This is a genomic window from Desulfosarcina cetonica JCM 12296, assembly GCF_001311845.1.
Classification (GTDB): domain Bacteria; phylum Desulfobacterota; class Desulfobacteria; order Desulfobacterales; family Desulfosarcinaceae; genus Desulfosarcina; species Desulfosarcina cetonica.
The window spans coordinates 23531-32728 of sequence record NZ_BBCC01000055.1; the positions used below are offsets into that span (position 1 = coordinate 23531).

8 protein-coding genes and 2 pseudogenes are annotated in these 9198 nt (G+C 56.9%); 2 read left to right on the top strand and 8 right to left on the bottom strand.

Going from position 1 to position 9198, the window contains the following annotated elements; genetic code table 11:
* Positions 1-97: 97 nt before the first annotated feature.
* From JCM12296_RS50500 to JCM12296_RS14105, 8 genes and pseudogenes are all read right to left on the bottom strand, one after another.
* Positions 98-715 (bottom strand): annotated as a pseudogene (locus JCM12296_RS50500) (Crp/Fnr family transcriptional regulator); the annotation flags it as partial.
* Between the two features lie 82 nt (positions 716-797).
* Positions 798-1022: a sulfur carrier protein ThiS gene (gene thiS, locus JCM12296_RS14080; RefSeq protein WP_054694145.1), complete on the bottom strand. Its 225-nt coding sequence runs from the start codon at positions 1020-1022 to the stop codon at positions 798-800.
* An 82-nt stretch (positions 1023-1104) separates the two neighbouring features.
* Positions 1105-1851, bottom strand: coding sequence for a HesA/MoeB/ThiF family protein (locus JCM12296_RS14085; protein ID WP_054694149.1), 747 nt, complete (start codon positions 1849-1851; stop codon positions 1105-1107).
* A 119-nt stretch (positions 1852-1970) separates the two neighbouring features.
* Positions 1971-4316 (bottom strand): xanthine dehydrogenase family protein molybdopterin-binding subunit, encoded by a 2346-nt coding sequence (locus JCM12296_RS14090; RefSeq protein WP_054694152.1) that lies wholly within the window; start codon positions 4314-4316, stop codon positions 1971-1973.
* 85 nt (positions 4317-4401) lie between these two features.
* The gene (locus JCM12296_RS14095; protein WP_054694155.1) at positions 4402-4854 is read right to left on the bottom strand and encodes a (2Fe-2S)-binding protein; all 453 of its coding nucleotides are present in this window, start codon (positions 4852-4854) and stop codon (positions 4402-4404) included.
* Positions 4855-4932: 78 nt separating this feature from the next.
* On the bottom strand, positions 4933-5250 hold the full coding sequence (locus JCM12296_RS44480) for an FAD binding domain-containing protein (protein ID WP_306304025.1): 318 nt from the start codon (positions 5248-5250) through the stop codon (positions 4933-4935).
* A 98-nt stretch (positions 5251-5348) separates the two neighbouring features.
* Positions 5349-5810, bottom strand: a pseudogene (locus tag JCM12296_RS44485) (FAD binding domain-containing protein); the annotation flags it as partial.
* Between the two features lie 103 nt (positions 5811-5913).
* Positions 5914-6933 (bottom strand): molybdopterin-binding protein, encoded by a 1020-nt coding sequence (locus JCM12296_RS14105; RefSeq protein WP_054694158.1) that lies wholly within the window; start codon positions 6931-6933, stop codon positions 5914-5916.
* 662 nt (positions 6934-7595) lie between these two features.
* Between JCM12296_RS14105 and JCM12296_RS14110 the strand changes: the two genes are divergently transcribed.
* A complete protein-coding gene (locus JCM12296_RS14110) occupies positions 7596-8051 on the top strand; it encodes a helix-turn-helix domain-containing protein (protein ID WP_054694160.1) in 456 nt (151 codons plus the stop codon).
* 145 nt (positions 8052-8196) lie between these two features.
* Positions 8197-8967, top strand: a complete 771-nt coding sequence (locus tag JCM12296_RS14115; protein ID WP_054694163.1) for an enoyl-CoA hydratase/isomerase family protein — start codon at positions 8197-8199, stop codon at positions 8965-8967.
* Positions 8968-9198 lie beyond the last annotated feature (231 nt).

Sequence of the window (9198 nt, forward strand, 5' to 3'; positions counted from 1 at the left end):
TCCTGAATTTGCCGCGGCCCTCAGATCCACAGGTCTTCCGATTCGGGATCCATGAGGGCTTCCGGCTTGACGATGTGGATCTGGCCCCGGCTTTTTCGATGATCCCCTTCTGGCGCAGGTTCCCCAGAACGCGTAGGGCCGATTCGGTGGTGGTGCTGGCCAGATCGGCAATCTCCACTGCGGTGAAATTCAGCAAGGGGCCGAATTTTTCCGATAACCCGTGCAGGACCCGCTTTAGCCGTTGAACGACCTTTTTTTCCTGCATGTCCAGAATCCGACTGTTCGAACTGTCCAGCGCCTGCCCCAGGATCTCGAGAATATTGATGATCAACTGGGTATGGGCAAAGGCAAAGGCTAAAAAATCCTTCCGCTCGATGGATACGATGGTCGAGTCGATCGCGGCTTCGGCGACGTTGGCCCGTGGCGCGCCCGTGAACGGTCCGATGAGGTTGATCGGTTCTCCCGGACCGGCCAGCAGATAGGTTAACCGTTTGCCCAATGGGGAATAGCGGGATACACGGATCATGCCTTCCTCCACCAGGATGAAACTGTCGCAGGGTTCCTCCGCCTGGGAGAGGATTTCGTTTTTGTCGAAGTGCTTCAATACGGCCATTGCGGCGAATTCCCTTTGCGCCTTCAAGGGAATTCCTTTCAGTACGGCGGCCCGTTTGAAAAGCACGACAATACGGTCCATGGTATCGGTGGTTTTCATCATGGACCCTGTTTAGCGCATCTGGCGGTTTTGTGGAATGCTTTTATTGGCGCGTCGGATTTTCCGGGAAAGCCAAACGCCCTGGTTAGCCGCCGAAATCCGGGTTGATCAATTCGATTTGATCCCCTGGGTTGAGAAGGGTCGTGGCATAGTCTTTCGCATAGACATACCGGCCATTCAGCTCGATAATCACGTGCGGATCCCTTTCTTCCAGGTGGGTCAGCAGCGCCTGCACACTCAAGCCCGCCGGTATTTTTTCCGGAAGGTCGTTGATGATGATTTCAATGAAGGTTTGGTTTGGCATGTCCATTCGGGTTTGTCCAAGTGAGTTGACGATGGATGCACGCGCCGGTTCGGTGGCTACAGCCTTGCCGGCCCGGGGCGTGGGTGTATCATGTGGATGAACAGACGCGGCAGGCCGGATCGCGGTCCACGGTGATTTTCTTGAAGCGCAGATCAAGCCCCCGAAAATGAATCAATCCCCCTGACCCCGCCGAATCCTGAAGGGTCAGCTGCTTCAGCGCCTGGATGCTCTGCAGGGCGGCAATCACGCCGGCCGTCGGCCCGATGATGCCGCTTGGCGGCGGTTCCGGCGCGCCGGTGTCCGGAAAGACGCATTCCAGGCAGGCCGTTCGGCCGGGGATGAAGGCCGCCATCATGCCGTTGAAGCCGTTCACGCCGCCATAAATAAAGGGGATTCGCCGCTTCCAGGCAGCACGATTCAGCACCCGTCGGCTCGTAAGATTGTCTGTCCCGTCGATGACCAGGTCGCATCCCTCGAGCAGGGCGGCCACGCTCTCATCATCGACGCGCATCTGGAACGTCTCGGTCCGGCATAAAGGGTTGAGGGCCTTCAGCCGGTCGCGGGCGCAGACGGTTTTGGCCCTCCCGATATCGCCGGAGGCATAGAGCAGCTGCCGGTTCAGGTTATGTATGGCCACCTGGTCCATGTCGGCCAGTCGCAGGTGGCCGACGCCAGCGGCGGCCATGTAATAGGCACAAAGCCCACCCAATCCCCCGATGCCGGCAATGGCCACCGTGGCCGCCTTCAGGCGCCGCTGACCGTCTTCACCGATCTCGGGCATCTGCAGTTGACGCCGATAGCGGTCTTTTTCATCCGGGGAGAGCGTCTCCGGCATTTCTTCTTTACACTCCACAAGCCATTCGAGTCGATCGACAAAAGGGAAAAAGGGGCCGCCCCCAAAAGAGGGAGCAGCCCCGCTAAGGTTGGCGGTTTTTAGGCGTTGCGCCCTTCTTCCTATCCTTTTTTCTTCTGCAGTTCCTCAAAGACGCGCTCGGGGGTCAGGGGCAATTCGTAGAACCGAACGCCGGTGGCATCGTAGACCGCGTTGAGAATGGCCGGGATGGTGGGCATGATGGCGCCCTCACCCACCTCTTTGGCCCCATAGGGACCGTTGGGCTCATCGGTCTCCACGACGATGGCATCCACCGGCGGCATATCCAGGGCGGTGACCATTTTGTACTCCGCAAAATCGTTGTTGATCACGTTGCCCTTGGCGTCGAACTTGACCTCCTCGTGCATGGCTTCGCCGATGCCCATGGAGATGGAACCCTGCATCTGGCCTTCCACCGACGTACGGTTGATGGCCTTGCCGCAGTCATGGGCGTCGACGATCTGGGTGATGGTGATCTGGCCGGTTTCCAGGTCCACATCGACTTCCGCCACCTGGGCGCTGCAGCCGTATGCCGGTGAGGTGCCCACAGCCGCGCCCTTGTACGTGCCGCCCAAAAAGTGGGGTTTGTATTTGCCGGTTCCCACGATGGTGCCCTTTTTCAAATAGGCGATGCGTGAGGCTTCCTTGAAGGTGAAATAGTCGCTTTCCGGGTTGTCCGTCCAGCCGCGATGCTCCTTGATGTAGCGGGTGCGCAGACCGGAGAAATCCACCGGGCGGTCGAACACGATGCGGCCGTTGACGATATCGATGGTGTCCACCGGAACGTCCAGCTCATCGGAGAGCACTTCGAGCACTTGCCGCTTGACGTCTTCAGCGGCTTCCTTGGTGGCATGGCCGGTCATCAAGGTCTGGCGGCTGGAGTAGGCCCCCAGATCCACGCCCATGTCCGTGTCGCCCGAGGCCAAGCGGACATATTCCAGCGGAACGCCCAAACCCTCGGCGGCAATCATGGCGAAGGTCGTGTCCGACCCCTGGCCGATTTCCGCCGAGGCGGTATAGACCAGCACCGTCCCGCCGTCTTCGGTGAGTTTGATCATCACCGTGCCGTGATAGGTGTCGGAACGATAGATGGGAAAACCGGCGCCGGAGACGAAGAACCCGCAGGCCAGGCCGATGCCCTTTCCCGGGGGGAGCTGGCCTTTCTTGCTCTTCCAGTCAGACCCTTCGGTTACCGCGTTCAGACATTCGGCCATGCCGAAACTGCTCATGTTGAGGTCGTTGCAGGTTGTGTCACCGGTTTCCATCATGTTTTTCTGGCGCAATTCCAACGGGTCGATGCCCAACTCTTCGGCGATCATGTCCAATTGCTGTTCGAAGGCCGCCCGGGCGATGACCGCCCCGTGGCCGCGCTGGGCGCCGCAGGCCGGTTTGTTGGTATAGATGCGGTAGCCGTCGTACTTCATGTTGGGCAGTTTGTAGGGCCCGGCCAATAGCGATCCGGCGTAGTAGACCGTGGCCGGTCCGAAGCTGGCGTAGGCACCGCCGTCCAGGTGGCACTCATGTTCCAGGGCCATCAGGGTGCCGTCTTTCTTGACGCCGATGGTGATCTTGTGGGTGAAGGCGTGACGAGCGCGGCAGAACAGGAACACCTGCTCGCGGGAGTAGTTCATCTTCACCGGCCGCTTGGTCTTGAGCGCCATCAGGCAGCAGGCCAACTCCATGGGGTTGGTGCCGGCCTTGGGTCCGAAACCAGCGCCCACATAGGCCTTGACCACCCGCACCTTGCCGATGTCCAGCCCCAATACCATGGCCACCGTGCGCTGAATGTAGTGGGGCGATTGGGTTGAACTGGTCAAGGTCAGGTTGCCGGCCAGATCGACCTCGGCGATGCATCCCTGGGGTTCGATGAACCCGCCGTCCTGGCGTTTATTTTTCACCGTGGTGGTCTTGATCAGGTCGCATTCCTTGAAGGCCGCGGCCACATCCCCGAATTCCTGGTGGACTTCACCGGTGATGTTACGGGGATATTTCTCATGCAACAGCGGAGCGTCCTCGGCCATGGCATCCTCGATGGTCAGTAAGACGGGCAGGGGTTCGAACTCCACCTTGATTAGCTCGACGGCCTTCTCGGCGGTTTCACGGTCAATGGCCGCCACGGCGGCGATCTCGTCGCCCACATAGCGGACCTTGTCGTGGCAGAAGACCGTCTCGTCGTAGCGCGCCGGGCTGACGCCGTATTTGACCAGCCCGGCTTCCTTGGATGTGACGACACATTTTACGCCGGGCAGCTTTTCCGCGGCCGAAGTGTCGATGCTGATAATTTTGGCGTGGGCGATGGGGCTTTGCAGCAGGGCGCCATATAGCATATTGGGCCTGCTGATATCGTCTACATACACCGCCCGACCGGTTGCCTTGGCAGGGGTGTCGACGCGCCTGGCCCTGCTGTTGATCACGTGATGATCGCTCATGAGTATTTCCTCCCGTCGGTATGCGCCACAATGCTGATGTGGGCGGACGTAAATGGGTTTTCAAAAGGAATCCGTGTAGCTGGTGTTAAACACTTTTAATGGCATCGATAATTTTCTGATATCCGGTGCAGCGGCACAGATTGCCGGCAATCGCCGCCCGGATTTCGCCTTCATCGGGCTTCGGATTTTTGTCGAGCAGGTGCTTGGCGGACATGATCATGCCGGGTGAACAGAAACCGCACTGAATCGCGCCATGTTCGACAAAGGCATCCTGAACCGGATGCAGGCCTTCTTCGGTGGCGAGCCCCTCGATGGTTTCGACTTTCCTGCCGTTGGCCTGAACCGCCAGCACGAGGCAGGAATTGACCGGGATGCCGTCCAGGATAACGGTGCAGGCACCGCAGTCGCCCGTCTCGCAGCCTTTCTTGGTGCCGGTCAGATTCAATTCATAACGGAGGAAATCGGTTAGGGTCAGATTGGGTTCAACGGCGGCTTCAACCTCACGGTCGTTCACCGTCAGTTTGATCAGCTTTTTCATGGTTGTCTCCTTGAGAATGGTTCCTTGTTGCCAAACGGGAAATCGGGGTGGTGTGGACCGGCGCGATCACCGCCAATTCTAATTGCCGGTGGCCTGGCGATAGGCGATATCCAGGGTCCGTTTGGTCAGAACCCCCACCATGGCCTTGCGATAGCTGGCTGCGCCCCTGAAGTCATCAATGGGCTTGCAGTCCTGGCGGGCCGCTTCTCCGGCCTTGAGAAAGAGCGCCTCGTCCGGCTTCTGACCAACCAATGCCGCTTCGGCCCCGCTGGCCCGCAAGGGTGTCGGGCCCACCGACCCCATGACAATCCGTGCGGTTTTGATGGACCCGTCCTTCTCGTCCAGGGCAATATAGGAGGCCACATTGACCACGTTGCAATCCTGGGCCTTGCGCACGCCCAGGTTGATGTAGCCGGCGCCTGACCGGCGGTGGGCACGGGCACGCGAACTTCGGTGAGGACTTCCTCGGGGCGCAATTCGGTGAAGCCGGGGCCCTTGAAGAAATCGCCCAGGGGAACTTCCCGTTTGCCCTGGCTGCTTACCAGGATAACGGTCGCACCATAAGCGATCAGGGACGGCGGCAGGTCGGCGGCCGGACGGGCCGAGCCGATATTGCCGGCAATCGTGGCCCGGTTGCGCACCAGCGGCGAGCCCAGTGCCCTTGCACCGGAACGCAGGGCACCGAGCTTCTTCTCCACTAGCGGATCGACGGTCAACTCGGCGACCGTGTAGCGCCCGCCGATGACGATTTGATCCTTCTCCTCGACGATGCCATGCAGGGAATCGATTCGTGACAGGCAGACGAGGTTCTCCGGAGCCAGAATCTTCTTTTTGAGATTCACCATGAGATCGGTGCCGCCGGCCAGCACTTTGGCCTTGGGGCCGAATGTGGCCAGGATCTCGCAAGCCTCATCGACGGACGTGGGTTCATGAAAGTCAAACTTGGGCAGTAGCATCTCTCCCCTCCTTGTGAATAGATGTGGTAAAATCGACCTGACATTATCGGTTTTTTTGCTCCATGCGGGTTGCCATGGGGCCTATAGCTGGACAGGCGTTATCTTATTTGCCGAACGGACAGTTGGGGTACCGGCAATCCGGGCAGTTGGCGCAGAAACCCCCATGTCCCAGGGAAACGATATCCTTGCGGGTGACGGTTTCGCCCGCCAGGATGCGCGGTATCACCAGATCGAAGATGCTGGCGTTGTAGTACATGACGCAACCCGGCAGACCAACGACCGGGATTCCATCGATATGGGCGAGCATGAACATGGCACCGGGCAGCACGGGGGCCCCGTAGGTCACCACTTCGCCACCGGCGGCGCGAATGCTCGTCGGCGTCTGGTCATCCGGATCGACGGACATGCCACCGGTAACGGCCACCATTTGAGCGCCCCTGCCGATCAATCCATGAATCGCATCCACGGTCATGGCAATGTCATCGGAAACGAATACCTGGTCGATCACCTCGGAGCCCAAATCTGCGAATTTCTTTCGCAGCACCGGACCGAAACGATCCTGGATCCGTCCATGATAAATTTCACTGCCGGTGGTGACGATGCCGATCTTAAAGGGCGCGAAGGGTTTCACCTGGACGATCGGAAAGTCCGCCCGGCAGATGGCCTCTATGGTTTCGATCCGTTCCATTTCCGTGAACAGGGGAATGATGCGTGTACCGGCGACCGGCTGATCGGGATGAACGGGTTGGTGGGTGTGCAGGGTGGCGAACATGATATCGTCGACGGTGTTGATGTGCGCCAGGGCTTCGGTATTGACCGAAAGCAGGCCATTGACGGTGGCGATGAGATTGACCTTCCCCTCCACGGGATCGGACAGGCGTAACCCGTTTCCGCTGGCGGCAACGGCAATGCGCTGGGCCGCCTCGTCTTCATGAATCGTTCCCGCTTGCATGTCGAAAACATAGATGTGGGCCTTGCCCAGATCGAGAAGCTTCTCGACATCCTCCGGTTGAATGATGCGACCTTTTTTAAAGGCTCGGCCCTTGAAAAAGCCGGGGACGATTTGGGTAATATCATGGCAGAGCACCATTCCAACGGATTCTTCGACCGGAACAGCCTTCATATAATGACTCCTGTTTGGTGAATTCGGATGACTTGGATTGGAAGAAAATAGATCACTATAATGAATTAATTGTCACCCTACCACTAAGGGTGGCGTTGTCAATGGTTTTGTTCAAAAATAGTAAAAAATCGTTAAAAAATAGAAAATTATAACTAAAACGAACCAATACGACCACCTTCATGGATGATCGATGATCGGCTTGCGTTGGTTTGAAATAGTTCATTATAATGAATTATATGATTTCCCGATGATCCATCCCGGGCAATCGCATAGGGTCGGTCTGTGGAAGGCCTCGGAGGGATTGCATGCAACCGGTTGAGGGGAAGGGCAGGGGAGCGGTCCTGAAAACGATGCAACCTTCTTTTATAAGTGAGGATGATTTGTCGTTGACAAGGGAATTTAGCTTTTATATAGCTACAAAAGAGCTTTATAGAAGCTTTTTTCATCCTTTTATTTTTCTGTAATTCACGTGTTTTATCGGTGGAATCACTCCCGGCGGATTGGCGTGGATGAGCAAACTGCTGAAGATTACGGCGCATTCATACTTTTTTGCTTGACAAAAAGCGAGCGCATAGATACTCATAGAGATCGATGGTTCTCTATGGAGAAATGTAGGCTTCGATTTTTCTTCCCCCAATTCCTGGTTGACGACGAGGAATCGCATGTCATCGAACTATAAAAAGGTCCCGGCTATTGAGAAATGTTTCGCCATCCTGACGCTCATGGCGGAGTCCAAGCGTCCCTTTCGTTTTTTCGAGATCGTCAAGCGTTTGGACATGAACAAGAGCACGGTGTTCAATATTTTGCATACATTGCACGAATTGGATGTGTTGCGCAGGGGCGAGGATGGCCTCTTTCGACTTGGACCCAAACTGTGTTACCTGGGAAAAGCCGCTGCCGGAGAAAACGAAGCGCGCCCCCTGCGACAGACCGTGCCGCAATCTTCCGATTGCGAACTGCCGACAACCCCGCTCACGGCAGAACTCTTCGGCCCCCTGATGGGGTGTTATGGCCCCGAAGACCAGGATTTTCGGGATCAGGATACCCTTCAAATGTTGTTTGAAAACAGTGCGGCTTTCCGACAAATGTGGGAAGTCTATGTGCATACCACTGCTTGAATCACCACCCGGATGTCATCAGTCGTCAAACGTTTCGAAGCGCTTCTGAACACGAACCACCCAGATCAAACTTGGCAAGGTGGGTCGCCCGTTGACCCAACATCACCGAACCCGCAGAAATAGCAATGAACGAGGGGAAAAGGTTATGACGGACTTACAATTTCATGAATTGACCAAAGAGAAAGGCGCCGCCTACGTTGTTCTGAATCGTCCCAAACACAACGTCTTCAACATCGAGATGATGGAGGAACTCACCGCTCTGCTCGTCGAGTTGAATACCGATGCCGACCTGAAGTGTGTGGTCATCAAGGGCAAGGGGGCCAGCTGGTGTGCCGGTGTGGAAGTCGGCGATCATAAGCCGGAACTGGCGCCGGAGATGATTCGTGTTTTCGATGCCCTGCTCAGGCAGATCCATGCCATGAAGATTCCCACCATCGCCGCCGTGCATGGTGCCTGCCTGGGAGGCGGCATGGAAGTGGCCATTGCCTGTGACATGGTCGCGGCTGGCAAATCGGCGGTTTTCGGTCAACCGGAAATCAAGCTCGGTTTTCTTCCGCCCTATGCCGCCGTCCGTCTGCCCCATTTGGTGGGTCCCTCCAAGGCCATCGAGATCTGCACCACCGGTCGACGCTACAGTGCCGATGCGATGGCCCAGATGGGATTGCTTTGCGATCTTTTTGAAGATGACGCGTTTGAAGAAGGGGTGGCCAAAATCGTCAAAGAGATCGGCCATTGCAGTCCATTGATCATCCGCCTCAACAAAAAGGCCGTCAAACAGCATTTGGGGCTGGGAATCGAAGCGGCGCTCGAGAGCGTTGGCGATATGTTCCTCAACCAGCTAATGAAAACCGAGGATACCATGGAAGGCATCAAAAGTTTCGAAGAGAAACGCCGTGCGACGTGGGTGAATAAATAATATCCCGTTGACTCCCTGTTTGGGTTTCTCTTTCAATCCTATTTCGAGAGTGAGAAGGAGTAGAAGATGACAACAATGATATCTTGGCAGATGGTGGAAAGAAACAAGCCCCTGGTGCGCGTCGAAGCTCCCTTGCCGGAGCCGGGCCCCGGTGAAGTCCTGATCAAGGTCGCCGGATGCGGCGTTTGCCATACCGACCTCGGCTTTTTCTACGACAACGTTCCGATGAAA

Excerpts from the sequence above, each read along its gene's own strand:
- JCM12296_RS14095 (WP_054694155.1), bottom strand. The coding sequence starts at position 4,854 with ATGAAAAAGCTGATCAAACTGACGGTGAACGACCGTGAGGTTGAAGCC.
- JCM12296_RS14105 (WP_054694158.1), bottom strand. The coding sequence starts at position 6,933 with ATGAAGGCTGTTCCGGTCGAAGAATCCGTTGGAATGGTGCTCTGCCAT.
- thiS (WP_054694145.1), bottom strand. The coding sequence starts at position 1,022 with ATGGACATGCCAAACCAAACCTTCATTGAAATCATCATCAACGACCTT.
- JCM12296_RS14090 (WP_054694152.1), bottom strand. The coding sequence starts at position 4,316 with ATGAGCGATCATCACGTGATCAACAGCAGGGCCAGGCGCGTCGACACC.
- JCM12296_RS14115 (WP_054694163.1), top strand. The coding sequence starts at position 8,197 with ATGACGGACTTACAATTTCATGAATTGACCAAAGAGAAAGGCGCCGCC.
- JCM12296_RS14110 (WP_054694160.1), top strand. The coding sequence starts at position 7,596 with ATGTCATCGAACTATAAAAAGGTCCCGGCTATTGAGAAATGTTTCGCC.
- JCM12296_RS14085 (WP_054694149.1), bottom strand. The coding sequence starts at position 1,851 with ATGCCGGAGACGCTCTCCCCGGATGAAAAAGACCGCTATCGGCGTCAA.